The sequence below is a fragment of the Paraburkholderia lycopersici genome, from assembly GCF_900096975.1.
GTDB classification, from domain to species: Bacteria; Pseudomonadota; Gammaproteobacteria; order Burkholderiales; family Burkholderiaceae; genus Paraburkholderia; species Paraburkholderia lycopersici.
This window is the reverse complement of record NZ_FMYQ01000019.1, coordinates 70,480-96,955: the sequence shown is the minus strand read 5'-3', so window position 1 is coordinate 96,955 and position 26,476 is coordinate 70,480. Positions and strand designations below refer to the sequence as shown.

General features: G+C 66.5%; 22 protein-coding genes. 13 read left to right on the top strand and 9 right to left on the bottom strand.

What is annotated here, in order from left to right; genetic code table 11:
- Window positions 1–84 precede the first annotated feature (84 nt).
- From BLU17_RS20130 to BLU17_RS20120, 3 genes are all read left to right on the top strand, one after another.
- Entirely contained in the window at window positions 85–1,434 is a 1,350-nt protein-coding gene (locus tag BLU17_RS20130; protein WP_092000382.1) for a C45 family autoproteolytic acyltransferase/hydrolase, read from the top strand.
- A gap of 243 nt (window positions 1,435–1,677) precedes the next feature.
- Entirely contained in the window at window positions 1,678–1,950 is a 273-nt protein-coding gene (locus BLU17_RS20125) for a hypothetical protein (protein ID WP_092000240.1), read from the top strand.
- Window positions 1,951–2,148: 198 nt separating this feature from the next.
- Window positions 2,149–2,379, top strand: a complete 231-nt coding sequence (locus BLU17_RS20120; protein WP_092000237.1) for a DUF2795 domain-containing protein — start codon at window positions 2,149–2,151, stop codon at window positions 2,377–2,379.
- A 25-nt stretch (window positions 2,380–2,404) separates the two neighbouring features.
- Here BLU17_RS20120 and BLU17_RS20115 read toward each other — a convergent pair whose 3' ends face one another.
- Entirely contained in the window at window positions 2,405–3,022 is a 618-nt protein-coding gene (locus BLU17_RS20115) for a TetR/AcrR family transcriptional regulator (protein ID WP_092000235.1), read from the bottom strand.
- A 293-nt stretch (window positions 3,023–3,315) separates the two neighbouring features.
- On the opposite strand from BLU17_RS20115, the gene BLU17_RS20110 reads away from it, so the two are divergent.
- The 4 genes from BLU17_RS20110 to BLU17_RS20095 all read left to right on the top strand — a co-directional run bounded on the left by BLU17_RS20110 (window position 3,316) and on the right by BLU17_RS20095 (window position 9,881).
- Complete coding sequence (locus BLU17_RS20110; protein WP_245746942.1) at window positions 3,316–4,425, top strand: efflux RND transporter periplasmic adaptor subunit; 1,110 nt, start codon at window positions 3,316–3,318, stop codon at window positions 4,423–4,425.
- Entirely contained in the window at window positions 4,422–7,568 is a 3,147-nt protein-coding gene (locus BLU17_RS20105) for an efflux RND transporter permease subunit (RefSeq protein WP_092000232.1), read from the top strand. Before BLU17_RS20110 ends, BLU17_RS20105 begins: the two co-directional genes overlap by 4 nt.
- Window positions 7,565–9,133: an efflux transporter outer membrane subunit gene (locus tag BLU17_RS20100; RefSeq protein WP_092000230.1), complete on the top strand. Its 1,569-nt coding sequence runs from the start codon at window positions 7,565–7,567 to the stop codon at window positions 9,131–9,133. Before BLU17_RS20105 ends, BLU17_RS20100 begins: the two co-directional genes overlap by 4 nt.
- A 127-nt stretch (window positions 9,134–9,260) precedes the next feature.
- On the top strand, window positions 9,261–9,881 hold the full coding sequence (locus BLU17_RS20095) for a 2-hydroxychromene-2-carboxylate isomerase (RefSeq protein WP_092000229.1): 621 nt from the start codon (window positions 9,261–9,263) through the stop codon (window positions 9,879–9,881).
- A 417-nt stretch (window positions 9,882–10,298) separates the two neighbouring features.
- Here the strand turns inward: BLU17_RS20095 and BLU17_RS20090 are convergent, their stop codons facing one another.
- The gene (locus BLU17_RS20090) at window positions 10,299–12,845 is read right to left on the bottom strand and encodes a penicillin-binding protein 1A (RefSeq protein ID WP_092000227.1); all 2,547 of its coding nucleotides are present in this window, start codon (window positions 12,843–12,845) and stop codon (window positions 10,299–10,301) included.
- A 606-nt stretch (window positions 12,846–13,451) separates the two neighbouring features.
- Here BLU17_RS20090 and BLU17_RS20085 point away from each other — a divergent pair.
- The 4 genes from BLU17_RS20085 to BLU17_RS20070 all read left to right on the top strand — a co-directional run bounded on the left by BLU17_RS20085 (window position 13,452) and on the right by BLU17_RS20070 (window position 18,156).
- On the top strand, window positions 13,452–14,138 hold the full coding sequence (locus tag BLU17_RS20085) for a hypothetical protein (protein ID WP_092000226.1): 687 nt from the start codon (window positions 13,452–13,454) through the stop codon (window positions 14,136–14,138).
- 405 nt (window positions 14,139–14,543) lie between these two features.
- A complete protein-coding gene (locus BLU17_RS20080) occupies window positions 14,544–15,224 on the top strand; it encodes a PspA/IM30 family protein (protein WP_092000224.1) in 681 nt (226 codons plus the stop codon).
- Window positions 15,225–15,354: 130 nt separating this feature from the next.
- Complete coding sequence (locus BLU17_RS20075) at window positions 15,355–16,545, top strand: tetratricopeptide repeat protein (RefSeq protein ID WP_092000222.1); 1,191 nt, start codon at window positions 15,355–15,357, stop codon at window positions 16,543–16,545.
- Window positions 16,546–16,665: 120 nt separating this feature from the next.
- Window positions 16,666–18,156, top strand: a complete 1,491-nt coding sequence (locus tag BLU17_RS20070; RefSeq protein WP_092000220.1) for a flavin-containing monooxygenase — start codon at window positions 16,666–16,668, stop codon at window positions 18,154–18,156.
- 15 nt (window positions 18,157–18,171) lie between these two features.
- Here BLU17_RS20070 and BLU17_RS20065 read toward each other — a convergent pair whose 3' ends face one another.
- Both BLU17_RS20065 and BLU17_RS34280 read right to left on the bottom strand, forming a co-directional pair.
- Complete coding sequence (locus BLU17_RS20065; RefSeq protein WP_092000218.1) at window positions 18,172–18,942, bottom strand: class I SAM-dependent methyltransferase; 771 nt, start codon at window positions 18,940–18,942, stop codon at window positions 18,172–18,174.
- An 18-nt stretch (window positions 18,943–18,960) separates the two neighbouring features.
- A complete protein-coding gene (locus BLU17_RS34280; protein WP_281247850.1) occupies window positions 18,961–19,089 on the bottom strand; it encodes a hypothetical protein in 129 nt (42 codons plus the stop codon).
- A gap of 231 nt (window positions 19,090–19,320) precedes the next feature.
- Here BLU17_RS34280 and BLU17_RS20060 point away from each other — a divergent pair, with 231 nt between their 5' ends.
- The gene (locus BLU17_RS20060; protein ID WP_092000215.1) at window positions 19,321–20,742 is read left to right on the top strand and encodes a methyl-accepting chemotaxis protein; all 1,422 of its coding nucleotides are present in this window, start codon (window positions 19,321–19,323) and stop codon (window positions 20,740–20,742) included.
- Window positions 20,743–20,833: 91 nt separating this feature from the next.
- Here the strand turns inward: BLU17_RS20060 and BLU17_RS20055 are convergent, their stop codons facing one another.
- The 4 genes from BLU17_RS20055 to BLU17_RS20040 all read right to left on the bottom strand — a co-directional run bounded on the left by BLU17_RS20055 (window position 20,834) and on the right by BLU17_RS20040 (window position 24,953).
- Entirely contained in the window at window positions 20,834–21,652 is an 819-nt protein-coding gene (locus BLU17_RS20055; RefSeq protein ID WP_092000212.1) for an ABC transporter permease subunit, read from the bottom strand.
- Window positions 21,649–22,581, bottom strand: a complete 933-nt coding sequence (locus tag BLU17_RS20050; protein WP_092000210.1) for an ABC transporter permease subunit — start codon at window positions 22,579–22,581, stop codon at window positions 21,649–21,651. The genes BLU17_RS20055 and BLU17_RS20050 overlap by 4 nt, the downstream gene beginning before the upstream one ends.
- Complete coding sequence (locus BLU17_RS20045; protein WP_092000207.1) at window positions 22,578–23,738, bottom strand: ABC transporter ATP-binding protein; 1,161 nt, start codon at window positions 23,736–23,738, stop codon at window positions 22,578–22,580. Before BLU17_RS20045 ends, BLU17_RS20050 begins: the two co-directional genes overlap by 4 nt.
- A gap of 114 nt (window positions 23,739–23,852) precedes the next feature.
- Window positions 23,853–24,953: a polyamine ABC transporter substrate-binding protein gene (locus BLU17_RS20040; protein ID WP_092000204.1), complete on the bottom strand. Its 1,101-nt coding sequence runs from the start codon at window positions 24,951–24,953 to the stop codon at window positions 23,853–23,855.
- Between the two features lie 573 nt (window positions 24,954–25,526).
- Here BLU17_RS20040 and BLU17_RS20035 point away from each other — a divergent pair.
- Window positions 25,527–25,730, top strand: a complete 204-nt coding sequence (locus BLU17_RS20035; protein WP_092000201.1) for a DUF1289 domain-containing protein — start codon at window positions 25,527–25,529, stop codon at window positions 25,728–25,730.
- A 76-nt stretch (window positions 25,731–25,806) separates the two neighbouring features.
- Here the strand turns inward: BLU17_RS20035 and BLU17_RS20030 are convergent, their stop codons facing one another.
- On the bottom strand, window positions 25,807–26,448 hold the full coding sequence (locus BLU17_RS20030; RefSeq protein ID WP_092000198.1) for an OmpW/AlkL family protein: 642 nt from the start codon (window positions 26,446–26,448) through the stop codon (window positions 25,807–25,809).
- Between the last annotated feature and the right edge of the window lie 28 nt (window positions 26,449–26,476).

Below are 26,476 nucleotides of genomic sequence, written 5' to 3'. Positions count from 1 at the left end.
GCTTCGCGGCCGGCGCCGTGCGCCTGCGCACGGACGCCCGCGCACGAAGAAGCCACGATCGATGCGGGGATGACCGGAGCGAAGATGAGCGACCCCTCACTCGAAGCCGTACGCCGCGACCATGCGGGCTGGATATTCGTGCACTTGCAGGGCGAGCCCTACGACCGGGGCGAGCAGCATGGCAAACTGCTCGCCAACGAGATACGCAACGCGATCCGCACCGCGCGTTATCTCGCGAAATGGGACACGGGCGAGGACTTCGACATCTTCGTCAACGCCGCGATCGCTCAGTTCGCCCCACGCATCGACACCGAATTTGCCGACGAGATCCAGGGGATCGCCGACGGCGCCGGCCTGAAGTTCGCCGACGTGCTCGCCTGGAACGGCTATATGGACCTGCTGCAAAGCTGGTGGCCCGTCCACGTGGCCGCGCAGCAGGGGCAGCCGGCCGTGCGGCCGTGGCGCGGGCGGCGCGGCCATCACTGCAGCGCGTTCATCGCCACGGGCAGCGCGACGCGCGACGGTCGCATCGTCATGGCGCACAACTCATGGGACCGGTACGCCGCCGGCGACGCCTTCAACATCGTGTTCGACATCGTGCCCGACTCGGGGCACCGCATCCTCATGCAAGGCCTGCCCGGCTGCATTTCGAGCCTCACCGACTTCTGGATCAACGGCGCGGGCCTCATGGTGACCGAGACGACCATTTCGAACTTTGTCGGCTACCGCGCGAGCGGCGCACCCGAGTTCTATCGATCGCGGCGCGCGACGCAGTACGCATCGGGCATCGGCGAATGGTGCGAGATGTTCGCGCAGGCGAACAACGCCGGCTACGTCAATAGCTGGCTGCTCGGCGACACGAAAACGGGCGAGATCGCGCGCTACGAACTGGGCCTGCGGCATGCGGGCTTCGAGAGCACGAAAGACGGCTTTTACAGCGGCTTCAACGCGGCCACGGACCTCAGGATCCGCAACCAGGAATGTACCGGCGAAGCCGACGACTACACCGACGTGCGCCGCAACGGCGCCCGCCGTCTGCGTTTCATGCAGCTTGCGCAGGAGCATCGCGGCGCCATCGACGTCGAACTCGCCAAGGCGATGATCGCGGACCATCACGACGTCTACCTCGAACGCAGCGACAACCCGTGTTCGCGCACGATTTGCGGGCATCTCGAACTCGACGACGCGCGCTTCGGCGGCGCCGACCACGGGCCGTTCAACCCTTGGGGCGCGAACGACGGCAAGGTGGCCGACAGCGAAATGGCGCGCGATCTGGCGTTCTGGGCGCGCTGGGGCCATCCGTGCGGCCGCCCGTTCGACGCCCAGGCGTTCATGCAGCGCCATCCTCAGTGGAACTGGCTCAACGGTTATATGCGCGACCGGCCGTCGTGGCCCTGGGCACGCTTCGAAGCGCTGCGCCAGCCCCCGCCGTAAGCTTGCCGCTCTCTTGGCCGATGGAAAAGCACGTGCGTTCGAGACGCCTCGACGCATTTCCTGCCATGATGGAATTATCCGTACGCGTCGCCTACGCGGGCCGTCAAAGCAGCTCGTGCACGCGAGGCGTGGCGGCGCGCCGGGCCGCCCCGGCCGGCGCGGCTGCCTGCGCCTCGCCACGGTGGCGAACGCGGTACGGCGCTTGCTGCGACCAGTGGGCCGCATGAGAAAGGAGGTCGAGCGATGAAAACCTCGACACTGATGACCACCGTGCTGTTGTCGGCCTCTTGCTTTGCCGCACCGGTACGCACCGCGCAGGACTCACCCATCGACCAGGCCAGCGCGCGCATCCCGCTCCAGAGCGGGTCCCCCGCCGACGACGCCCCCGTGGCGCCTCCCGCCCCCAATGTGCCCATCACCGGCACGGACGGTCCGCAGCACTGGGAGTACCTCTCGCTGCCCAGGTCGCATCGCCTCGACAAGACGCTGAGCCCGGACCTGCATCAACAGACCTGATCGCCCGCCCGGCGCGGCACGAAAAGCAGGGAATCAGTGCGGCGCATGCACGCGCGGCGGCGATCTGCGAGGAGGATTGTGTATGCTTGAACCGCGATGCCGGCGGCGCGATGCCACCGATGCGCCGCCCTCCCCCACAACGAACGAGACGACGACGCGGACCGCCACCGTCGGCCGCCCGCGCAAAGGACGCCACGCATGTCAGCCCCCCGCATTCCCGACGAGCCGATCGACCTCCAATTCGCCGACGTGCTGCGCGAAGTACGCTGGCCGGCCAACAAGGACGAACTCGTGGACGCCGCGCGCGCGGCCGGCGCGAGCAACGAAGTGCTCGCGATCCTCGACGGCATACCCGAGCAGGATTATCAGGACGTCGCGTCCGTCACGCGGCTGATCGGCAGCAACTACGGCCCTGGCCTCGGCGCCTGAGCCGTACGCGTCGCGGGTGCCCGGCTCAGGCGTCCCGCCCGAACACGACGCGCGCGAAAAAACTCGCCAGCACGGCTTCGACGACAGACGGCGTGACATGCTGCGGATCGGCCGTGGCGAGAAACTGCACGCCGTCGCACAACCCCATCAGCCCAACCGAGAGCAACTCCGGTTCGAGCGGCACCGGCGTGCCCACGCGCGCCGCAAATTCCTCGATATAGGCGGCAAGGCTCTCGCGCTTTTCCTTCATGAAGGCGTTGAAGCGCACGCGAAAGCGCGCATCGCGCGCGGCCAGCAGCTTGGCTTCCACCCACAGCAGAAAGACCTTGTTGTCCTGCGGCATGCGGCTGTAGTAGGCGAGCACGCGCGCCTCCATCTGCTCGCGCGAAACCTCGGTCTCGAAGATGGCGCGCAAGTCCGTTTGCATGGCCTCGTGATCGCGCCGCAGCAACTCCACGAGCAAATCCGACTTGCCCGAAAAGTTCGAGTAGAACGCCCCGCGCGTATACCCCGCCGCGTGTGCGATGTCCTCGACGCTCGCGCCCACGAACCCTTTTTTCATGAACATGGCCTGCGCGGCGTCGAGCAGGCGCTCGCGCGTCTGGTCGCGGCTTTGTTCACGGGTGAGTCGGATGCGCTTCATGGCGTGGGGCGTCGATATGTCTCGTGGATTGGCGGGAGTCTAGCACTGAAACATTCTTCAGATTCGATTTCGCATCCAGATACAACGTTGTATTAGAATCCGGCTCATCATCCCAAGTCCAGGTGCATGTGCGAACAGCCGCACCTGCGGCTCAACGGCAGCGCAACCGGCCGCGCGGTTTTAAGGTCAGCGTGCGCGCAAGGCGTATCGAGGTTCAAGTGAATCGTCGCGGTCGTGGCGCATCGAGCGGGGTGCGCAGTAGTTCCGGTGAGTTCAGCAGCGCGCGCGTTGTCGTGCCATGGCGGCGCACCGCGACTATTCTTCTCGTGCTCGGCGTCGCGACGCTTGGGGCGTGCGGCAAGCAAAAGCAAGCGCCGCCTCAGCCTCGCCCGGTCGTCTCGATGACCGTGCATCCCGACGGCGGCGGGGTGCGCACCAGCTATCCCGGCGACATCGAGGCGCGCAATGCGACGCCGCTGTCATTCCGCGTGAACGGCAAGATCATCGAGCGCAGCGTGCGCCTTGGCGACAGCGTGAAGCCCGGTCAGACGCTCGCGCGGCTCGACCCGGCCGATTTCGAAAAGAACGCCGCGAGCGCGCAGGCGCAACTCGACGCCGCGCAGCACCGTTTCGTCTTCGCGAAGCAGCAGCTCGATCGCGATACGGCCCAGTCCGAAGCCAACCTCATCGCCCGCGCGCAGCTCGAACAGACGCAGGACGCGTATGCGTCGGCGGCGGCCCAGCGCGACGAGGCGCAGCAGCAGCTTGCGCTCGCGAAGAACCAGTTGCGCTACACGCAGATCGTCGCCGACCATGCCGGCGTCATCACAGCCGAGAACGCCGACACCGGCCAGAACGTGCAGGCCGGCCAGCCCGTCTATCAGCTCGCGTGGACCGGCGACGTCGACGTGGTGTGCGATCTGCCCGAGCGCGCCGTCGCAGCCCTGCACACGGGCGACGCCGCCCAGGTCACGCTCGGCGCCCTGCCCGGACGTCGCTACACGGCACGCCTGCGCGAGCTCGCCGCCGCGGCCGACCCGCAAAGCCGCACGTGGCGCGCGAAGCTCACGCTCGAACACCCCGACGCCGACGTGCGTCTCGGCATGACCGCCAATGTGGCGTTCGCGGCGCCGGGCGAGGCGAACGCGCCCACGGTGTTTACCGTGCCGGCCACCGCGCTCTTCCACGACGGCGAGGCACCCGCCCTTTGGGTCGTGCACGCGCCCGACAACGTCCTGCAGTTGCGGCGCGTGAGCGTCACGCGCTACGCGGCGCGCACCATCACCGTGGCGGCCGGACTGCAGGACGGCGAGCGCATCGTGCTGCAAGGCGTCCACACGGTCCATGCGGGCGAGCAGGTGCGCCCGGTCGCGCCGCTGCATCCCGAGGACTTCGCGTCATGAGCGAGGTGACAGGCTCGAAACCGGGCTCCGGCAACGAAGGGGGGCGCTTCAATCTGTCGGCGTGGGCGCTTCGGCATCGGGCGCTGGTCACGTTTGTCGTCGTGCTCGCCACGATCTTCGGTGCGCTCGCCTACACGCGCCTCGCGCAGTCGGAAGACCCGCCCTTCACGTTCCGCGTGATGGTGATCCAGACCTTCTGGCCCGGCGCCACCGCGCGCCAGGTCGAGGACCAGGTGACGAACCGCATCGGCCGCAAGCTTCAGGAAACGCCCTATATCGACTTCCTGCGCAGCTATTCGCGGCCCGGCGAGTCGCTCGTGTTCTTCACGATGAAGGACTCCGCGCCCGTGAGCGAGGTGCGCGAGACCTGGTACCAGGTGCGCAAGAAGGTGGGCGACATCGCCTCGACGCTGCCCGAGGGCGTGCAGGGGCCGTTCTTCAACGACGAGTTCGGCGACGTCTACACCAACATCTACGCGCTCGAAGGCGACGGCTTTTCGCCCGCGCAACTGCATGACTACGCGGACAAGCTGCGCGAGCAACTGCTGCGCGTAGCCGACGTCGGCAAGGTCGACTATTTTGGCGATCCGCAGCAGCGCATCTACATCGAGATTCCGAACACGCAGTTGACGCGCCTCGGCATCTCGCCCACGCAGCTCGGCCAGGTGATCGGCGCGCAGAACAGCGTCTCGCCCGCGGGCACGCTCACGACCGCCGACGACCGCGTGTTCGTGCGCCCGAGCGGCCAGTACGAGGACCTCGACGCGATCGCGAACACGCTGATTCGCGTGAACGGGCGCACGTTTCGTCTCGGCGACATCGCCACGATCCGGCGCGGCTACGACGAGCCGCCCGCCACGCAGATGCGCTTCCAGAACCAGGCGGTGCTCGGCATCGGCATCACGATGCAGACGGGCGGCGACGTGATCCGCCTCGGCAAGGCGCTCGATGCGCGCGTCGTGCAGTTGCGCGCGCAACTGCCCGCGGGCCTGAAACTCGTGGAGGTGTCGAGCATGCCCGACGCCGTCTCCCGCTCGGTGGACGACTTCGTCGAAGCCGTGGCGGAAGCCGTGGGCATCGTGCTGCTCGTGAGCCTCGTCTCGCTCGGCGTGCGCACGGGCATGGTGGTCGTAATCACGATTCCTGTCGTGCTCGCCGTCACCTCGCTCGCGATGTACCTGTTCGGCATCGGCCTGCACAAGGTCTCGCTCGGCACGCTCGTGCTCGCGCTCGGCCTGCTCGTGGACGACGCCATCATTTCCGTCGAGATGATGGCCGTGAAGCTCGCGCAGGGCTGGAACCGCGCGCGTGCCGCCGCGTTCGCCTACACGAGCACCGCGTTCCCGATGCTCACCGGCACGCTCGTTACCGTCTCGGGCTTTTTGCCGATCGTGCTCGCGAGGTCGAGCACCGGCGAGTACACGCGCTCGATCTTCCAGGTCTCCGCCATCGCACTGGTCGCCTCGTGGTTCGCGGCCGTGGTGCTGATTCCGCTGCTCGGCTACCGGCTGCTGCCGGAGCGCAAGTCCGATCCGGACGCCGCCCACGGCGAGGACCACGAGCACGAGATCTACGACACGCGTTTCTATCGGCGCCTGCGCGGCTGGGTCGGCTGGTGCATCGAGCGGAATTTCGTGGTGCTCGCGCTCACCCTTGTGCTCTTCGTGGCCGCGCTCGCGGGCTTCACGCTCGTGCCGCAGCAGTTCTTCCCGAGTTCCGACCGGCCCGAGTTGCTCGTGGACGTGCGCCTGCCGGAGAGCGCTTCGTTCGACGCGACGCTGCGTCAGACGAAGCGCCTCGAAGCGGCGCTCGAGGGGCGCCCGGAGATCGACCATTTCATCGATTTCGTCGGCACGGGCGCGCCGCGCTTTTATCTGCCGCTCGACCAGCAACTGCAGCAGCCCAACTTCGCGCAGTTCGTGGTCACGGCGAAGTCGGTCGACGATCGCGAAAAGCTCGCGGGCTGGCTCGAACCGATGCTGCGCAACGACTTCCCGGCCATCCGCACACGTCTCTCGCGGCTCGAAAACGGGCCGCCGGTCGGCTATCCGGTGCAGTTTCGCGTGAGCGGCGACGACATCCCGACCGTGCGCGACATCGCCAGCAAGGTGGCGACGACGATGCGCGCCGATCCGCGCACCGACAACGTCAGCTTCGACTGGGACGAGCCCGCGGGACGCTCGCTGCACTTTCAGATCGACCAGCAGAAGGCGCGTGCGCTCAACGTCTCGACGCAGGACATCGCCAGCTTCCTGCAGATGACCTACTCGGGATACACCGTCACGCAGTTTCGCGAGCGCGACAAGCTCATCAGCGTCGATTTGCGCGCCCCCGTTGCCGAACGCGTCGATCCCGCGCACCTGCTCACGCTCGCGATGCCCACACCCAACGGGCCGGTGCCGCTTGGCGCGCTCGGCTATCTCGCCAATGATCTGGAGTACGGCGTAATCTGGTCGCGCGACCGTCAGCCCACCATCACGGTGCAGGCGGATGTGCGCGCGGGTGCGCAAGGCATCGACGTCACACATGCGCTCGACGGGAAACTCGCTGCCCTCAGGCGTGCGCTGCCGCCCGGCTATCGCGTCGAAGTGGGCGGCTCCGTCGAGGAAAGCGCGAAGGGGCAGGCGTCCATCTTCGCGCAGTTGCCGGTGCTCGCCATCGTCGTGCTCACGCTGCTCATGATCCAGTTGCAAAGCCTGGCGCGCGTGATGATGGTCGTGCTGACCGCGCCGCTCGGGCTGATCGGCGTCGTGGCCGCCCTGCTCGTGTTCCGGCAGCCGTTCGGCTTTGTGGCCATGCTCGGCGTGATCGCGATGTTCGGCATCATCATGCGCAACTCGGTGATTCTCATGGACCAGATCGAGACCGACATCCGCGCGGGACACAAGCGCTTCGACGCCGTGGTGGGCGCAACGGTGCGCCGCTTCCGGCCGATCATGCTGACCGCCGCGGCCGCGGTGCTCGCGCTCATTCCGCTCTTGCGCTCGAACTTCTTCGGCCCCATGGCGACAGCGCTGATGGGCGGCATCACGATTGCGACCGTGCTCACGCTGTTCTTCCTGCCCGCAGCCTACGCCGCCGCGTTCGGCGTGCGCAGCAGCGAGACTGACGAGCCCGGCAAGACGCCGGGACAGGCATCATGAAGATTCGTTCGTTGATCTACGCGTTTGCGCGCAAAGCAGCGCGCGCATCGGCGCCGTCTTTTACGCCGCCTTTTACGCGGACTCTCGGCCCGCTCGCCGCATGTGCCGCGCTCGCGCTCGCCGGCTGCGCCATGGGCCCGAGCGGCGAGCCGCCCGCCATGCCGCAGCCCGCGCACTACGGCATCGACCCGCAGCCGGCGCAAACAGTCGCGGCTCAGGGCGTCTCGCAGCAGTTCGTGACCGGCGCGGAGCCGGTGCCGCAATGGTGGACGCTCTACGGCTCCGAAGCGCTCGACGCGCTCGTGAGCGAAGGCCTCGCCAACAGTCCGAACCTCGCGGCCGCCGATCACAGCCTCCAGGCCGCGCGCGAACAATTGCGCGGCCAGATCGGCGGTTCGCTGTGGCCAACCGTCGACGCGCTCGGCTTCGCGCAACGCCAGCGGGCGCCCGCGATCCCGCAGTTCGGCATCGACAATCTGCAATACGAGATCTTCGCGGGCCTCATCGACGTGCGCTATACGTTCGACGTCTTCGGCGCGACGCGCCTGAACAACGCGGCGCTCGCCTCGCGCGTGAATGTGCAGGCGTTCCAGCTCGAAGCGGCCCGCCGCGCGCTTGCGGCGAACATCGTGGCGAGCGCGCTCGCCGCAGCGACGCTGCACGCCCAGATCGACACGACGGAGCAACTGATCGCGCTCGCGAACGCCCAGGCCGACGACGTACAAAAGCGCCTGGCGCTTGGCTCCGCCTCGCGCGCCGATTTGCTCGGCGCACAGCAAAGCGCCGCCTCGCTCGCGGCGAATCTGCCGGGACTGCGCCAGCAATGGACCGCGACGCGCCATGCGCTCGCCGTGCTGCTGGGCCGCACGCCCGACGAGGCGCCGCCCGACCTCGATCTCGCGAGCCTGAGTTTGCCCGCCGCGGTGCCCGTGGTCGTACCGTCGGAACTCCTGAGGACCCGTCCCGACATCGAAGCAGCCGAAGCCATGCTCAAGGCCGCCGCCGCCGAGGTCGGCGCGGCGACGGCGCAATTGTTCCCGAGTATCACGCTATCGGCGGCGCTCGGCCAAGGCGGCTTCAGCTGGCCCGTCGCGACGTCGGGCGCGGGCGCGCTCTGGGCGATCGGCGCGTCGCTCACCCAGCCGATCTTCCACGGCGGCGCACTCATCGCCCAGCGGCGGGCGGCCTTGCAGTCGTACGAGGCCGCCAACGACACGTATCGGCAGACGGTGCTTACGGCATTCCAGGACGTCGCCGATCGCCTTGCCGCGCTCGACCACGACGCCCAGGCCCTCGACGCGACCAGTATCTCGGCACGCGCGGCCCAAGGTGTGTACGAAGATACGGGTGCGCGCTACAGGCTCGGCGCGGTGCCGTGGTACGCGGTGCGCCAAAGCGAGCAGCAGTGGCGCAACGCGCGGCTCGACGAAATCCGCTATCGCGGCATGCGGCTCTCGGACACGGCCGCGCTGTTCCAGTCGATGGGCAACCCGCCCGTGAACCCGGCGATGCTCGGAAACGGGCATTCGTCCGACACCGCCGCCTCGGCCGCGCGGGGCAAGTAACGCGCGCGGCTCGGCGGCCACGCAACGGAAACCGGAACCCGGCGATCGGGGCCGGGCGCCTCGCGCGCGGTACCATGGGCGCCAACGCGCCGCGCGAGACGGCGCAAATTCGCCCGGAGACAACCCCATGCCCTCGCCGTCGCTCGACTTCTGGTTCGACCTCGCCAGCAACTACAGCTATCTGAGCGTGATGCGCATCGAAACACGCGCGGCGCAAGCCGGCGTGACCGTGCGCTGGCGCCCCTTCCTGCTGGGTCCCATTCTCGACACGCTCGGCTGGGAAGGTCCGCCCTTCGTCGTGCAGAAGGAGAAAGGTGCATATGTGTGGCAGGACATGCGTCGCCTGTGCCGCAAATACGGGCTGCCATGGCGGCAACCCAGCGAATTTCCCCGCCGCGCCGTGCTGGCCACACGCGTTGCCGTGCTCGCCGCCGACGAGCCGTGGCTGCCCGCATGGTGCCGTGCGGTGATGACGCGCAACTACGGCGACGACCGCGAGGTCGATTCGCCCGAAGCGGTCGCACAAATACTGACGGCCCTGGGTCTTCCGGCTCGGCAGATCGTCGACGAAGCCGGTAGCGACGCGAACCGGCTGCGGCTGCGCGAGCGCACTCAGGCGGCGCGCGATCTGGGCATCTTCGGGGCGCCGACTTTCTTCGCCGGCGAGGAAATGTTCTGGGGCAACGACCGGCTCGAAGACGCGCTCGACGCGGCGCTCACGGCGCGCCAGGCTTCGGGCGGCGACTAGCGTCCGCCCGGCGCGCGGAACCCTTCCTCTGTTCTGCCAGGATTTTGCACCGAAGGCCGGGCTCTCCCGATTGACGGCGCCTCGCATTCGTCCGTATTCCTGCCTATCGCGACGTGACGGCGAAGTCGTTCGGGCCGATCGTTGCCCGGGACAGCGCGTCGGCGTGCAATGCCTTTGGCGTCAGGCAGTTAGGTTCGATATCCCAGGGTTATGAACAGGGGCTTCAACAAAAACTGTGGAAAAGTAAAAGCCGGAGTTACCCACAGTTTTTGTTGGCAGCCCTGTGGAAAATCCCTGGACAGCTTAGTCAACCCTTTGCTTCGCAAGGAAATTCTGTGCATCAAACAAAACACGGCGCGCCGTTGCCGACGCGCCGTGTTCATTTCGCGGAGCTGACCGTTCTTGCGCAGAGCCGCTTCAAGGCTTGTTCGACTCGAACAGGTCCATGATCTGCTGCTTCTCTGTCGTGGTCACGTTGGGCGGCGTCATGCCGCCCGGGCCCATGCTGCCGGTCGCGCCGCTCGCATCGCTAGCCGCACCGGCCGGATTCGCCGCGTCGAGGCCGATGCTCGACACGAAGCCGCTGCCCGGCGTCATGTCGGAGAAGTACAAGTCGCCGTTGATCGTCGTGACGCCGTCGGGCATCGCCGGCTCTTCCTGGGGCACGCCGCGCAGCGCGCGCTGCATGTACTCCACCCAGATCGGCAACGCGAGCTGCGCGCCGAATTCGCGACTGCCGAGGCTCTTCGGCTGGTCGTAACCCATCCACGCCACGGCGACCAGCGTACGCTGATAGCCCGCGAACCAGCCGTCCTTGGCGTCGTTGGTCGTACCCGTCTTGCCTTGCAGGTCGTCGCGGTGGAGCACGTTGGTGCCCGCGCCCGTGCCCGCCGTCGCCACCGAATGCAGCAGGCTGTTCATCACGAAGGCGTTGCGCGGCGAGAGCGTTTGCGGCGCGTTGCTGCCCGCGACGAGCGGCTGCGCGCGCAGGATCGGCTGGCCGTGCGCGTCGTCTACTTCCGCGATCAGGTACGGGTTGATGCGATAGCCGCCGTTCGCGAAAACGCTATACGCACCGGCCGACTGGAGCGGCGTGACGAGACCCGCGCCCAGCGCCATCGGCAGGTACGGCGGGGTCTTGTCCGCGTCGAAGCCGAAACGTTGGGTCACGTAGTCCTGCGCGTACTTCGTGCCGATGTACGAGAGGATACGGATCGACACGAGGTTCTTCGATTTCTGCAGCGCGAGGCGCATCGGCATCGGGCCTTCGGGCTGGTCGTCGTCCTTCGGCTCCCAGGCGTCGCCGCCAGGCGTGCTGGGCGGAAAGTACAGCGGCGCGTCGTTGATGATCGTCGCCGGCCCGAGCCCCTTTTCGAGCGAAGCCGAGTAGATGAACGGCTTGAAGCTCGAGCCCGGCTGGCGCCACGCCTGCGTGATGTGGTTGAACTTGTTCTTGTTGAAGTCGAAGCCGCCGATCAGCGCGCGAATCGCGCCGTCCTGCGGCGTGAGCGAGACGAGCGCGCCTTCCACCTGCGGCAACTGCGTGATCTGCCAGTTGCCTTTCGCGTCGGCCATCAGGCGCACGATCGAACCCGGGCGAATGCGCAGCGCCTGCGAGGCGCGCGGAGAGAGCGCGGCCGCCACGAAGCGCAGGCCGTCGCCGGTCACCGTCACCGAGGTGCCGTCGAGTTGTTGCGCCGTCACCGATTTCGGGCTCGCGTCGGTCACCACCGCCGAGACGAGATCGCCGTTGTCGGGGTGATCGGTGAGCGCGTCTTCGATGGCCTGCTCGCGGTCGTCGCCGTCAGCCGGCAACTGGACGAAGCCTTCCGGACCGCGATAGCCGTGGCGGCGCTCGTAATCCATCACGCCCTTGCGCACGGCCGCGTAGGCGGCATCCTGGTCGGCGGAGTCGATCGTCGTCGTAACCGTAAGGCCGCGCGTGTAGGTTTCGTCCTTGTATTGCGCGTACATCATCTGACGCACCATTTCCGCGACGTATTCGGCGTGCACGCTGTACTCGGTGCCGGCCGTCTTCGTCTGCAGCGGTTCCTTGATCGCCTCGCCGTACTGCGCCTCGGTGATGTAGCCGAGGTCGAGCATGCGCTTGAGGATGTACTCCTGGCGAATCTTCGCGCGATGCGGATTGACGATCGGGTTATACGCCGACGGCGCCTTCGGCAGGCCCGCGAGCATCGCGGCCTGCGCGAGCGTAATGTCCTTGAGGTCCTTGCCGAAGTACACGCGCGCCGCCGCCGAAAAGCCATAGGCGCGCTGCCCCAGATAGATCTGGTTCATGTACAGCTCGAGGATCTGGTCCTTCGTGAGCGCGCGCTCGATCTTGTAGGCGAGCAGCATCTCGTAGACCTTGCGCGTATAGGTCTTTTCGCTCGAGAGGAAGAAGTTGCGCGCGACCTGCATCGTGATCGTGCTCGCGCCCTGCGAGGCGCCGCCGCGCATGAGGTCCGCCACGCCCGCGCGCAGGATGCCGACGAAGTCCACGCCGCCGTGCTCGTAGAAGCGGTAGTCCTCGATGGCGAGCACCGCCTTCTTCTGGATGTCCGGAATGTCCTGGAAGCGCACGAGCTGACGCCGCTCTTCGCCAAACTCGCCGATCAGCACGTGGTCGGCGGTGTAGATGCGCAGGGGCACCTTGGGCTGATAGTTGGTGAGCGCGTCGAGCGAAGGCAGTTGCGGCTCCATCACGACGAGCGCATAACCGACGAGCAGCGCGCCCACCACGCAGAGCGTGGCCACGAGGCCGGCGAACCAGAGCGCGATCGAGGCGCCGATCGAACGCCGACGCGGTCCGCCGCGCCCCGGGCTATCGCGCCCCGGGCGTTCGTCGCGCGAACCGTTGCCGCCCGCGTCCGGGCGGCGCGGCGGCTGGCGTCCGTTGTTGAAAGAGGGTTCCCGATCTTCGTTCGGGTACTGCGGTGAAGGCGGTCGTTTGATGATAGGCATGACTGGAATGATGGGCGCGGCTCGCGCGCGCCGGCTGCGCGCGATTCGCGCGCATGGATCTCGACCACGGCGTCAATGGCGCCAAATGACGCCAATGCGGCATCCGACGTCGCCGACTCAATCCCGGCAACGCGGCGCGACCGGCAACGCCCCCGTCCGGCCGCGCGGCGCGCGCTACGGCACGCCACAGGCGAAAGCACGCCTGTTCGGGCGCTATTCGCGAAATGTAACAGCGCATTCTAAAGAAATCGCGAGCGGCGAGTCGCGCTTTTTTTGTAAGAGTTTCTTGGGGAAACCTTCGCGCCCGATTTTTTGAAGGCATTGGCGGCGACTTGCGCTGATCGCCGCTTTATGCGAGAAAAGTTTCGTAACAAGCGGACAAGCCGCGCGGGAAACGGGTTCATCCGCATATCGGCGGCATATTCTTGCGAGCATGGCCTGCCCCACCCGCACACCTTCCGATTGCGCATCGGCGCGCTCGTCTTATGATGAAAGATCTGCTACACGCCCCCGTTTGCGCCCGGATATGCCCATAAGCTGCCCTCAAAATGCTGCTGCGCGAACAGGAATGACGCCATACGAAGCCGGTTCAACGGCCCGCCGATCATGAACAAGCCTAGCGAACGCATCGTCGTCTTCGTCACCGCCGCGCAGAAACGCGCGATCTCCGCTACCGCCGACGAACTCGGCATCAGTATCAGCGAGCTCATGCGCCGCGCTGTGATCGCGTTCAGCGCGACGAGCGACCAGGTGAAGGCCGCGAGCATCGTCGACCGCCTGAACGCGCCACGCCGGCCCGACGCGCTCGCCCAGGTGCTGCAAAAGGCGGCGAAGCCGCTGCGCGCCGGCCGTGCGGGCACGCAGCGGCCCTTCGCGGCGGGTGAGGCGGCGCCCAACGGTGTGAACGGCGGCGCGAACGGCGCGGTCCCGGCCACGCACACGGATGACGCGCTCGCGGACAGTGAAGCGCCGGCGGCCGCTCGCGACGTCGAGGGCATCCCCGAAGAAGCGCCTCACGCGCATATCGCCCCCCTCCCCGCGGCCCATACCGCCGAGCCGGACGTGAGCCACGCCGCGCGCGAAATTGCTCAGGCCGTCGTCCGCCTGAGCGCCGAAGCGGCTGCCGCCGCAGAAAGCGAGGCGCTCGACGCCACCGCCACGCAATCGCGCGACGACGAGCCGCTGCAATCGCTGAGCTCCGCGCCGTTCGCGCGCTCGCTGCGCAGCGCGACCGATTCGCACGATGACGCACACAGCGACGACGCCGCGCCCGAAGGCGGCAAGTTCGCCTGACGCTGGCCGCCATCCACCGGCGCGATGGACGGCCGCGCCATACCCGCAACGCGTTTGGGAACGCCGGGGCGGGCCCTATCCTTTAAGTCCCTTTTAAGACGGGCCGTGGTGTAATATCCGCGATCGATGGCGCCCTGCCCGCGCGGCAAAGCCCGTCGTAAGGAACGCACGAATGCACGAAAACGCGATGGCTCTATTGCAATCGCCGCACTCGCCCCGATTTGCGCGCAGCATGCGCGGCGTGCGCAAAGCGGCGTAAGCTGGCAGACGGACTGACGATCGCCGGCGGGGCCGGCGCAAGACGTCCCCCCGCCCGATCGTCAACGCGAGCCAATGCCGCGAAGCGCAAACCTCATGCACGCACCTCGGCCCCAAACGGCCGATCTCATTTCACTGGAGGAATTCATGTCGCTTTTCGACTCCATCTCCCGCACCGTCAAGGGCCTGCTCAACGATGCGGCCGACTCGGTGCAGGATCCGTCGCGCGACGCGCGTCAGATCGTGCGTGAGCTCGACGACAGCATCGGCCGCGCCGAGAACTCGCTGGTCGAGATCCAGGCACAGGTCGCGACCCAGCAAAGCAAGCGCGACGTGGCCGCCGACAAGGCGAAAAAATACGAAGACGGCGCGAAGCGCGCGCTGCAATCGGGCGACGAAGCGCTTGCGCGCGAAGCGCTCGGCGCGCAGCAAACCGCCGAGGCCGAACGCGATGCGCTCGCCGCGGAACTGGCGAAGCTCGAGCCGTCGGTCGATCAACTGAAGCAGCAGATCGGCGACATGCGCGCGCGCCGCAACGACCTGAACTCGCGCTCGAACATCCTTCAGGCGAAGCAGCAGATCGCGCAGGCGAAGGATGTCGCGGCCACGGCGCTGGGCGGCATCGGCGGCAAGAATCTCGACGCCGACTTCCAGAAGCTGGAAGACAAGGTCGCGCTCTCGAACGCACGCTCGGACGCCCGCCTGAATTCGGCCGACCAGTCGAGCGGCAAGGCGCTCGACGAGAAGCTCGCCGCGCTCAACAAGGGGCCGTCGGTCGACGAGCGCCTCGAAGCGCTCAAAAAACAGCTGAACACGCCGGCGCAGTAACGCACGCACCGGCGTGCCGGATGCGGCGCGGCATGGTCCGTGCTGCCGAAACAGGCAGCCGACGCCATCTGGCGCCGCATCCCCGTATCGAATGCCATGGAGACGGGCGTCAATCCGCCCGGCCTGCAACATGAAAAAGTTTCTTGCCGCTGCCAGCATCGCGTGCGCTTCGCTCGTCTTCACGAGCGGCGTGGCGTTCGCCGTGCCGAGCGTGCAGCAGATCGAATCCGCGATGTCCCAAGGGGACTGGCAGCGCGCCGGCTCCGGCCTCACCGAAGTCCTTCAGGCGCATCCGGACAACGCCCGCGCGCATTACCTCTATGCCCAGGTGCTCGACCGCGAAGGCCGTTACGCCGACGCGCTCGCCCAGGTCGAGCAGGCGAAGTCGCTCGATCCGCAGATCCGCTTCACCCAGCCGCAGCGTTTCGCGCAGGTCGAAGCCAGGCTCCGCGCCGACGCCACGCGCGCCGGCGCCGCCACGACCACGACGAACCGCGCCGACAACCCGTTCGCCCAGCAGTCCGCAGCGCCCACGCCCGCCGCCGTGCCCCAACGCCACGGTCCCGGCATGGGCATGTGGATCGGCATCGCCATCGTGCTGATCGGCATTGCGCTCGTGCTGCGCTGGACGCTGCGCCGCGCGAAGTCCACCGAAGACGCGAAAGCCGGCGACGAGCGCCGCGACCAGCTCAAGCGCGCTACCGAGCTGCTCAATGGCGTGCGCTCGCTCAAGCTCGACGTGAAGCTCTCGACGGCGCCCGGTCACGAAGCGCTCGAAAAGGAAGTCGAGGGTCTCGAAGCGCAGTTGCGCAGTCTCGTCGAAACGCTCTCGAACAGCGCGAATCCGCGGCCACCGTATGAGATCGAGGACCTCGAGCACCAGTTCGAGAGCCTCAAGGCGCGCGCCGAAGGCCGTCCCGACCCGAACGCGCAGCCGGCTCAGCCGGCGCCCAACTACGGCAGCGATTCCGCCTACGCGCGCGAAGCCGACGCCGCATTCGGGCGGCAGCCGCAATATCCGCCGGCGCAGCCGCCGCAGCAACCGCCGCAGGTCATCGTCCAGCAAGGCGGCGGCATGGGCGGCATGGGTGGCCTGCTCACCGGCGTGCTGCTTGGCGAAGCGCTCAACCACGGGCGCGACCGCGTGATCGAGCGCGACGTCCTGGTCGACGACGAAGGCCGCCGTGTTTCCCGCGACGGCAACAGCAACGGCGGCGGACTCGACTTCGGCCAGGGCTCGAACGATTGGGACGACGGCTCGGGCGGCGGCGGTGTCGATATGGGCAGCAACGACAGCTCGGACGACTGGAACAACTCCTGAGCGCCCAGCCCCCGGCGCGGACCGCCGCAAAGAAACGACAAAGCGACGACGGGCTCCCTCGCGGAGCCCGTTTTGCATCGGCGCGCACAAACGACCTCAACCCACACGGCAGACGCTCACATGGCCACTGAAACGCCCGGCAACGGGCCGGCGTTGCGCATCGCCATCATCGGCGGCGGCTTTTCCGGACTCGGCATGGCGATCCGGCTTCGCCGCATGGGCATCGATTCGTTCACGATCTACGAGGCGGCCGAAAGTCTCGGCGGCACCTGGCGCGACAACGCCTACCCGGGCGCCGCCTGCGACATCCCTTCACACCTCTACTCGTTTTCGTTCGAGCCGAATCCGGCCTGGACGCGCACCTACGCGCCGCAGCGCGAGATCCTCGACTACCTGCGCCATTGCGCGCGCAAGTACGACGTCGAGCGCTTCATCGAATACGGCTCGCAGGTGCGTGCCGCCCGCTTCGAGCAGGGGCACGGCGTCTGGCAAGTCGAGATCGCGCGAGACGGCGCGCTCAGAACGATCGAAGCCGATATCGTGATCGCCGCGAACGGTCCGCTCTCGCGTCCTTCGCTGCCGAACATCGCGGGCATCGAGCGCTTCGAGGGCGCACTCTTTCACTCGGCGCGCTGGGACCACGACTATCCGCTCGAAGGCAAGCGCGTCGCCGTGATCGGCACGGGCGCGAGCGCGATCCAGTTCGTGCCGCAGATCCAGCCGCGCGTCGCGCAGCTCGCCGTGTTTCAGCGCACGCCGCCATGGATCATGCCGCGGCGCGACCGCGTCATCGGCGAGCGTTGGCGCTGGATTTATCGCCACGTGCCGCTCGCGCAGCGCGTGGCGCGCGCCGCCATTTACTGGCAGCACGAATCGCGCGCGCTCGGCTTCTCTGTCGAGCCGCGCCTGCTCAAAGCGCCGACGAAGTTCGCACGCAGCTATCTCGCGCACAAGGTCAAGGACCCCGAATTGCGCGCGCGTCTCACGCCCGACTATCTGCTCGGCTGCAAGCGCGTGCTGCTTTCGAGCGACTACTATCCGGCGCTCGCGCAGCCCAACGTCGAACTGGTGACGGACGCCATCCGCGAGGTCGTCGCCGATGGCATCGTGACCGCCGGCGGCAGGCATCGTCGTTTCGACGCGATCGTCTGCGGCACGGGTTTTCAGGTCAACGACGTCGATGCGCCCTTCCAGGTGACCGGCGTGGGCGGCCGGGATCTCGGCGAGACGTGGCGGCGCGACGGCCCCGAAGCGTACCTCGGCGCGAGCGTCGCGGGCTTCCCGAATCTTTTCTTCGTGATCGGTCCGAACACGGGACTGGGCCACAACTCGATGATCTACATGATCGAGTCGCACATCCGCTATATCGCGGGCTGTATCCGCACGCTGCAACGCGCGGGCGCGCGCACGATGGACGTTCGCGCCGAGGCGCAGCGCGCGTGGAACGTGCGCCTGCAGGCGCGCTTCGCGCGCACCGTGTGGCAGTCCGGCTGTCACAGCTACTACCTCACGCAGGCGGGCAAGAACACTTCGCTGTGGCCGGGCTTCACTTTCATCTTCCGCCACAAGACGCGCCGCGTGCGCACCGCGGACTACGACTTCGTCCGCTAGCGGCTTGCGAACGCGTTAGCCGCGCAGCGGCCGTCCGGCGTACACGCGCGTCTCGTACGCGAAATTCACGCGGCCGTCCTTTTGCGTGGCGTCGAACAGCTCGCGCAGCGCCGCGAGCATGGGCTCGTGGCGCTCGTCGCCGGCCAGCGGCGCATATGACGACGACATCAACCGCCCGCGCAACCCCTCGAAATCGAGCCATTGCGCATTGGGAAACACCGTCTGGTGCTCGAAGCCGTCGCCGAACCAGTCGGCCATCGCGGCCGAGTCGGGCCAGGTTTGCGCCACACGCGCGTAGTCGGGGCAAAAGCGCTGCAGCAGCGCCTCGTAGCCTTCCAGAAACGCCGAACCCCCGAGCGGGCGACGATTCCAGAACAGCACGATCTTGCCGCGCGGCTTCAGGATGCGCGCGAACTCGCGCTGCGCGTCCGTCTTGTGGAACCAGTGGAACGCCTGCGCGGCGCTCACGAGATCCACGCTCGCGGATTCGAGCGTCGTCGCCTCCGCCGTGCCCGCGACGCTGCGGTAGCCCTTGTAGCCGGCCAGCAGTTCGTCCGCTGCCGCGCGCATCGCCGCATTCGGCTCGACGGCCGTGACGGGGTGGCCCGCGTCGAGAAAGAGCTTTGTGGAGAGGCCCGTGCCGGCGCCGATGTCGGCCACGGGCGAGCCTGGCGCGACGCCGCACTCCACGTGCACGAAAGTCACCACTTCGCGCGGATAGGTAGGCCGGAACTTCACGTAGTCTGCGACCCGGTCGGTGAAGCGCCGGGTGGAATCGTCGATCATCGTCTGCCCTCTTGTCGTTCAAACGCCGCCGAGGAGCTTCAACAGCCCCCAGAGGAAGCGCAACACCATCACGATCAGCTCCCAGAGCTGGATCAACTGCTGCCAGAGCGCGAGCGGCGCGCCCCCGCCGAATATCGCCTCGATCATCTTGCTCCTGTCGCGACGCCCTTTGTGCGCTTTGTCGCCCCTTGTGCGCTTTGTCGCCGGCTTTCGCCGCCCGGCCGGGAGCGAGCGAGTTCCCGATCATAGCGCCAGGCGACTGTCCTGCGCTCAAGTCCCCGCGCCGCGCGCCGTTAACACGTTCAGAAGGCCCGGCGATCGAACCTGCACACGAACGGGCCCACGGTTTTTCGTTCGCACCGGGCAAGGAGACTCCCGATGACAAATTTGCGTTTGCTGGGCCTGCGCGGTCGCCACCGCGCGGGAAAATCCGCCGGTATCGTCGGCGACATCGCTGCGCAAGCCGGCCGGCTCGGCATCGAGATCTGCGACGTGGCCGGCCACGTCGACGAAGTCGCCGCCCGCGTGCAGCGCCAGACCGCCGTTTGCCACGCGCTGCGCGAGTCGGCGGCCCACACGCTCGCCGGCAATCATCAGATCGCCACGGCGGCGCGCGCCATGCGCGAGCTGAGCACCGGCACCACCGCCACCGTGCAGCAATCGCAGCAGACCATCGAGGACTCGCTCGCCGACATTCATGGCCTCGTCGAAGGCGTCACCGTCATCGAGACGCAGATCCGCGCGCTCAAGAGCGCGCTTGCGCATGTGTCGAAGGTTTCCGAGGAAATCTCGCTGATCGCGCGTCAGACCCAGCTGCTCGCGCTCAACGCCGCCATCGAGGCCGCACGCGCGGGGGAGTCCGGCAAGAGCTTCGCCGTGGTCGCGGCCGAGGTGAAGAATCTCTCGGCCAAGACCGCGCAGGCCACCGGGCAGATCGAGCAAACGCTCGGGCAACTCACGCAGCAGACCGAACAGCTTATCGCCGAGGGCACGGCGAACACCGAACGCGCGCATCGCGTGCGCGAGGGCACGCACACCATCGGCGAGGCCGTGCAGAGCACCGGCGAGGCGATCGTGCAGCTCGACGAGCACGCCGGCCAGATCGCGCAGCTCACGGGCGAGATCGAAACGAAGTGTGACGGGCTGGAAAGCCAGGTGAGCGAGATGGTCAGCGGAGTCGAGGACTCGAGCCGCAACTTCGTGCACGCCAAGGATCAGCTCGGCAAGCTGCTCGATGTCTCGGAAACACTCATCGAGCTTTCGGCGGCCACGGGCGTGGAGACCGACGACACGCGTTTCATCGAGGCCGTGCAGCGCGCGGCCGCCCAGGTCGGCAAGCTGTTCGAGGGCGCGCTCGCACGCGGCGAAATCGGCGAGGCGGATCTGTTCGACAGCGTCTATGCGCCGGTGCCGGACACGAATCCGCTGCAGCACCTTACGCGCTTCACCGCGTTCACCGACCGCGTGCTGCCCTCCATCCTCGAACCGCTGCTGACGTTCGACGAACGCGTCGCCTTCTGCGTGGCGATCGATCCGCGCGGCTACATCCCGACTCACAATCGCAAGTTCTCGCATCCGCAAGGCGCCGATCCTGTGTGGAATGCGGCGAACTGCCGCAATCACCGCATCTTCAACGACCGGGCGGGGCGCGCGGCCGGCTCCCACACCAAGCCCTTCCTGCTGCAGACCTATCGGCGCGACATGGGCGGCGGCACATTCGTGATGATGAAGGACGCCTCCGCGCCGATCTTCGTGAATGGGCGGCATTGGGGAGGGTTCCGCATGGGGTATCGGCTGTAAGCGGTTGCGCCGTCCCAACGCAAACGGCGCGGACATGGCTGTCCGCGCCGCTTCGCATCGCGCTGCGTGGCGCGTCGTGGCGCCGCGAAAATCAGACCGCCATTGCCATGCGCCTGCGCTCCGCGCGTTGCATGAAGTAGTTGCCGACAATCACACCCGCCGTCACGACCGCGATGAACAGCGTGGCAAGCGCGTTCATCTCCGGGTTCAGGCCGAGGCGCACGCGCGAGAAGACGACGAGCGGCAGCGTGGTCGAGCCCGGGCCCGAAAGGAATGCCGAGAGCACCAGGTCGTCGATCGAGAGCGTGAACGAGAGCAGCCAGCCCGCGGCGAGCGCCTGGGAAATGAGCGGCAGCGTAATCTGGAAAAACACCTTGAACGGCGTCGCGCCGAGGTCGAGCGCGGCCTCCTCCAGCGACGGATTGAGCTCGCGCACGCGCGACTGCACGATGATCGCGACGTACGAAATGCACAGCATCACGTGACCGATCCAGATCGTAAACACGCCGCGCCCCGCGGGCCAGCCGATCAGCTTGCCCATTTCCACGAAGAGCAGCAGCAGCGAAATGCCCTGGATCACTTCGGGAATCACGAGCGGCGCGTTGATCATGCCCGAGAAGAGCGTGAAACCGCGAAAGCTCCCCATGCGCGCAAGCACGAAGCCCGCCCACGTGCCGATGAATACCGAGGCGAACGCCGTCATCAGCGCGATGCGCAGCGAAAGCCAGGCTGCGGTGATGAGTTCGCCGTCGGTCACGAGCGCCTGATACCAGCGCGTCGAAAAATGCGTCCAGACCGTCACGAGCTGCGATTCGTTGAACGAGTAGACGATCAGGCTAAGGATCGGGATATAGAGGAACGCAAAGCCGAGGCCGAGCGCGATGAACTGCAAAACGCGATTCGGTTTCATTTGCCGCGGCCCTCCAGTTCCTTCGCCTGGTAGTGCTGGAACAGCGCCATCGGCACGAGCAGCAGCAGCACCATCGCGCAGGTCACGGCGGAGGCCATCGGCCAGTCGGCATTGTCGAAGAACTCGTTCCACATGACGCGGCCGATCATCAGCGTATTCGCGCCGCCGAGCAGCTCGGGAATCACGTACTCGCCCACCGCCGGAATGAACACCAGCAGGCAGCCCGCGATGATGCCGTTCTTCGAGAGCGGCAGCGTGATCTCCACGAACGCGCGCCATGGCTTTGCGCCGAGGTCGTAAGCGGCTTCGAGCAGCGTGAGGTCCATCTTCACCAGGTGCGCGTAGAGCGGCATCACGAGAAACGGCAGGTACGAGTACACCATGCCGATATAGACGGCCGTGTTCGTGTGATAGAGCTCGATCGGCGAGTGAATGATGCCGGCCGAGATCAGGAAATTGTTCAGCAGCCCGTTGTTCTTCAGGATGCCGATCCACGCGTACACGCGAATCAGGAACGACGTCCAGAACGGCAGCATCACGGCCATCATGAGGATGTTGCGCGAGGCCGGATTCGAGCGCGCGATGTAGTACGCCATCGGATAGCCGATCAGCAGGCATAGCAGCGTCGAAATCGCCGCCACGACCACCGAATTCACGTAGGTCGCGAAGTACAGCGTGTCCTGGAACAGGAACGCGTAGTGCGAGAAGTCGAGCGCGATGTGCCAGACGCCGTCGGCGAACGACGTGAGTTCCGTGTACGGCGGGATGCCGAGCTGCTGGTCGGCGAAGCTGATCTTCACGACCAGGACGAACGGCACGAGGAAGAACAGCAGCAGCCAGAAGAACGGGCCCGCCACCACGGCCGTGCGGCCGGTCAGGTTAAAGCGCCTGACCGGCCAGTAGAGGATGCTCTTGAGCGTGCCCGTCATGACGTCAGCACCACACCGGCCGAAGCGCTCCAGCGCACGTAGACCTCGTCTTCCCACGTCGGCGAGTCGATCTCGGAGAGCGCGAGGCTCGACATGTTCGCGACCACGGTCTTGCCCGAGTCGAGCTTCACGTGATAAAGCGAGTAGCCGCCCATGTACGCGATGTTCTTCACGACGCCGCGCCCCCAGTTGAACACGCCCTCGGGCGGCTTGCGCGTGAGCGCGATGCGCTCGGGGCGCACCGAGATCGTCACGGGCATGCCGAGCGGCCCGGTAATGCCGTGATTCACATAAAGGCGCACCGGCAGCGCCGCGCACTCGACGAACACGTGGTCGGGCTCGTCCTCGACCACGTTGCCGTCGAAGAGATTGGTCGAGCCGATGAACTCCGCCGAGAAACGGCTGTTCGGGAATTCGTAGACTTCGTTGGGCGTGCCGAGCTGGACGATCTCGCCTTCGCTCATCACCGCGAGGCGGTTCGCCATCGTCATCGCTTCTTCCTGGTCGTGCGTGACCATGATGCAGGTGACGCCGACCTTGTCGAGAATGTTGACGAGCTCGATCTGCGTGCGCTGGCGAATCTGCTTGTCGAGCGCCGACATCGGCTCGTCGAGCAAGAGCAGCTTGGGGCGCTTCACGAGCGAGCGTGCGAGCGCCACGCGCTGCTGCTGGCCGCCCGAGAGCTGGTGCGGCTTGCGCTTCGCGAACCGCGACATCTGCACGAGTTCGAGCGCGGCCGCCACGCGATCCTTGAGTTCGCCCTTCTTCACGCCTTCCTGGCGCAGCCCGAAGCCGACGTTCGACTCGACCGTCATGTGCGGAAAGAGCGCATACGACTGGAACATCATGTTGACGGGCCGGCGGTACGGCGGGAGCGGCGCGAGATCCTCGCCGTCGATCAGGATCTTGCCCGACGTGACGGTCTCCAGACCCGCAAGCATGCGCAGCAAGGTGGACTTGCCGCAGCCCGAACTGCCGAGCAGCGCGAACAGCTCGCCCTTCTTCACCGACAGATTGACGCCCTTGACGGCTGTCGTCTCGCCGAACTTCTTGACGACATCGACGATCTGCACGAAGTTGTCCGCGGCCGGATCTGCCGCGGCGAAGCCCGAAGGCAGCGTACCGGCGGCTGCCGGCGCGCTCGACTGGTCACTCATGATTCTCTCTGCCCTGCCTGGTTCTGCCTGGATACTGGACGGGGTTGACGAACAAAGCCCCCGGCATCGTACCGAGGGCTCGGGGTAAAACTTCGGACTACCGCGCCGACCGCGTCAGCGGCCCGACTTGAATTCGGTCCACAGACGCGTTTGCAGGCGCTGGATCTCAGGCGGCAACGGCTTGAGCAGGAACAGCGTCTTGAGGACTTCGGGCGGCGGGTACACGGCCGGGTCGTCCGCGATGTCCTTGTTCACATACTTGCGCGCTTCCGCGTTCGCGCTCGGATAGTAGACCGCGTTCGTGATGGCCGCGTGGACCTGCGGCGTCTCGATGTAGTTGATCCACTCGTGCGCGGCTTCCTTGTGCTGCGCATCCTTCGGGATGGTCATCACGTCAAACCAGATCGGCGCGCCGCCCTTCGGAATGTAGTACTCGATCTTGTAAGGCTTTTTCGCGTCGACGGCGCGATGCTTGGCGATCACGACGTCGCCCGACCAGCCGTAAGCGAAGCAGATATCGCCGCCCACGAGGTCGTTGATGTAGCCCGACGAGTTGAACTGCGTGATGTACGGACGGATCTTCTTCATCATCGCGAGCGCGGCGCGATAGTCGTCCGGGTTCGTCGAAAGCGGGTCCTTGCCGATGTAGTGCAGCGCGGCCGCGAACATCTGGTCCGGCGCGTCGAGCACGGATACGCCGCAGGCCTTCAGCTTCGAGATGTTCTCGGGCTTGAAGAGGATGTCCCAGTTGTCGAGCGGCACGTTCTTGCCGAGGATCTGCTGCGCCTTCGTGACGTTGTAGGCGAGACCGGTCGTGCCGTACGCCCAGGGCACCGCGTACTTGTTGCCCGGATCCGCGCCGGCGACGAGCGCCATCAGTTGCGGATCGAGATACTTGAGGTTGGGGATCTTCGATTTGTCGAGCGGCGCGAAGATGCCGGCGGCGATCTGCTTGCCCGCGTAGTTGCTGGTCGGCACGACGATGTCGTAACCGGAATTGCCGGCGAGCAGCTTGGCCTGAAGCGTGTCGTCGCTGTCGTAGTTGTCGTATTTGACCTGGATGCCGGTCTGCTTCGTGAAGTTCGGAATCGTGTCCTTGGCGATGTAATCGGACCAGTTGTACACGTTCAACTGCGTGTCCTTCGCCACGGACGTCATCCACGGCGCCGCGCACAGCGCGAGCGCGGCCAGTTGCGCCACAACTCCTTTCTTCATCCCGTTCTCCGATCCTGGCCGGTTCCTGCCGGCTGCCTGCCTCGCATCGCGCCGCGCGCTGCGCGGCTCCCCTGACTTTACCGAACCTACCATCAAACATGCCAGGCGACAAAAAAAACGCCGGCGTGTCGCGCAAACGGAACATGGGCCGTGAGAAGCATGGCGGTTTGCGCGCGGACGGTAAATCGCGCGCAATTTTAGCCGTTTCACGGGCCGTGTCCATAAAAAACCGCTTCGGGCACACATGCATACGACGCCGCGTGCGCTCCCGGGCACTGCCCGCCGCGGCCTGCCATCGAGGGGATGCGGGAAGGCTGCCCCTCTCGCGTACCCGCACGCGTCTTAAGGCGCGTGCGTACGCCGCCTTGCTATCTCCTTGCAGTTGCGTCCGACAATCGATGGATGGGCCGATCAGCCGTCCGGCAAGCCGGGGCGATCCATCGCACATCGAAAGCTCTCGTGGCGCGGCCAGGAGACGGTGGACGGCCGCCTCGCACGGGATCGGCTAACATAGCGGCGTTTCGTACCGAAGCCGGCGACCTCGAAGCGTCGGCCACGCCCCAAGGCTCTTCCATGGCATCCAACCTCCACGACCTCCCCGACAGCCCGTGCATCGGCGTGTGCTCGACCCTCTTCGACGACATCTGCAAAGGTTGTGGCCGCACCGCAGTGGAAGTTGCCAACTGGGTTTTCATGGCCGACGAGGAAAAGCGCGCCGTGTGGGCGCGCATTGAAAGCGAAGGCACCGCCATGCGCTTCCAGAAGGACCGCGCCTGAGCGGCACGACCGAGCGCCCCGAGCGCCAATGAAAAACGCCGGGCAAGCCGGCGTTTGAAAAGCGGTGAAGCGGCGGTTAGAACTTCATACCCACGCCGAGACCCACTATGATCGGATCGATATGCAACGTGCCGAGCGGCGTGCCGCCCAGCGTTGCGTCGGTGTGCATCCAGATCTTCTTGACGTCCACGTTCACGAACATTTTCTTCGTCACCTGGAAGTCGATACCGAACTGCAGCGCCGGACCCCAGCTGTGGTTCTCGATCCCAACCGACTGTCCGCCCGCATGCAGGCCGTTGTTGTAGAAGAGCGTGTAGTTGATACCCGCGCCCACATATGGCCGCACCTTGCCCGCATTGTTGAAGTGATACTGCAGCAGCAGCGTAGGCGGCAGCACGCCCACACCGCCGAGCGCGCCGATGTTCGACGTCACCTGGTTGCGCGACGTGCCGAGAATCAGCTCGACGCCGATGTTGTTGGTCGCCATGTAGGTGAAGTCGAGTTCGGGTACGATGGCGTTGTTCACGTTCGTGCCGAGCACGTTGAGCGTATCGCTCGAGCGCGCGTCCGGCATGATGCTGATCGCGCGCAAGCGCACCAGCCAGTCGCCCCCATAGATGCCCGTGTCGGGCGTTCCGGCCGCGCTGGCCGGCGTCGCGAAAAACACTACCCCCATAAGGGCAGCGGTTGCCGCTGTCCTTTTTATTGCTTTTTGCATCGATATTCCCCGTGTCTTTAGATATAGC

What these genes read in the sequence shown, in the direction of transcription:
- BLU17_RS20130 (WP_092000382.1), top strand. Translation starts at nt 85, where the DNA reads ATGAGCGACCCCTCACTCGAAGCCGTACGCCGCGACCATGCGGGCTGG.
- BLU17_RS20125 (WP_092000240.1), top strand. Translation starts at nt 1,678, where the DNA reads ATGAAAACCTCGACACTGATGACCACCGTGCTGTTGTCGGCCTCTTGC.
- BLU17_RS20120 (WP_092000237.1), top strand. Translation starts at nt 2,149, where the DNA reads ATGTCAGCCCCCCGCATTCCCGACGAGCCGATCGACCTCCAATTCGCC.
- BLU17_RS20115 (WP_092000235.1), bottom strand. Translation starts at nt 3,022, where the DNA reads ATGAAGCGCATCCGACTCACCCGTGAACAAAGCCGCGACCAGACGCGC.
- BLU17_RS20105 (WP_092000232.1), top strand. Translation starts at nt 4,422, where the DNA reads ATGAGCGAGGTGACAGGCTCGAAACCGGGCTCCGGCAACGAAGGGGGG.
- BLU17_RS20100 (WP_092000230.1), top strand. Translation starts at nt 7,565, where the DNA reads ATGAAGATTCGTTCGTTGATCTACGCGTTTGCGCGCAAAGCAGCGCGC.
- BLU17_RS20095 (WP_092000229.1), top strand. Translation starts at nt 9,261, where the DNA reads ATGCCCTCGCCGTCGCTCGACTTCTGGTTCGACCTCGCCAGCAACTAC.
- BLU17_RS20090 (WP_092000227.1), bottom strand. Translation starts at nt 12,845, where the DNA reads ATGCCTATCATCAAACGACCGCCTTCACCGCAGTACCCGAACGAAGAT.
- BLU17_RS20085 (WP_092000226.1), top strand. Translation starts at nt 13,452, where the DNA reads ATGAACAAGCCTAGCGAACGCATCGTCGTCTTCGTCACCGCCGCGCAG.
- BLU17_RS20080 (WP_092000224.1), top strand. Translation starts at nt 14,544, where the DNA reads ATGTCGCTTTTCGACTCCATCTCCCGCACCGTCAAGGGCCTGCTCAAC.
- BLU17_RS20075 (WP_092000222.1), top strand. Translation starts at nt 15,355, where the DNA reads ATGAAAAAGTTTCTTGCCGCTGCCAGCATCGCGTGCGCTTCGCTCGTC.
- BLU17_RS20070 (WP_092000220.1), top strand. Translation starts at nt 16,666, where the DNA reads ATGGCCACTGAAACGCCCGGCAACGGGCCGGCGTTGCGCATCGCCATC.
- BLU17_RS20065 (WP_092000218.1), bottom strand. Translation starts at nt 18,942, where the DNA reads ATGATCGACGATTCCACCCGGCGCTTCACCGACCGGGTCGCAGACTAC.
- BLU17_RS34280 (WP_281247850.1), bottom strand. Translation starts at nt 19,089, where the DNA reads ATGATCGAGGCGATATTCGGCGGGGGCGCGCCGCTCGCGCTCTGGCAG.
- BLU17_RS20060 (WP_092000215.1), top strand. Translation starts at nt 19,321, where the DNA reads ATGACAAATTTGCGTTTGCTGGGCCTGCGCGGTCGCCACCGCGCGGGA.
- BLU17_RS20055 (WP_092000212.1), bottom strand. Translation starts at nt 21,652, where the DNA reads ATGAAACCGAATCGCGTTTTGCAGTTCATCGCGCTCGGCCTCGGCTTT.
- BLU17_RS20050 (WP_092000210.1), bottom strand. Translation starts at nt 22,581, where the DNA reads ATGACGGGCACGCTCAAGAGCATCCTCTACTGGCCGGTCAGGCGCTTT.
- BLU17_RS20045 (WP_092000207.1), bottom strand. Translation starts at nt 23,738, where the DNA reads ATGAGTGACCAGTCGAGCGCGCCGGCAGCCGCCGGTACGCTGCCTTCG.
- BLU17_RS20040 (WP_092000204.1), bottom strand. Translation starts at nt 24,953, where the DNA reads ATGAAGAAAGGAGTTGTGGCGCAACTGGCCGCGCTCGCGCTGTGCGCG.
- BLU17_RS20035 (WP_092000201.1), top strand. Translation starts at nt 25,527, where the DNA reads ATGGCATCCAACCTCCACGACCTCCCCGACAGCCCGTGCATCGGCGTG.
- BLU17_RS20030 (WP_092000198.1), bottom strand. Translation starts at nt 26,448, where the DNA reads ATGCAAAAAGCAATAAAAAGGACAGCGGCAACCGCTGCCCTTATGGGG.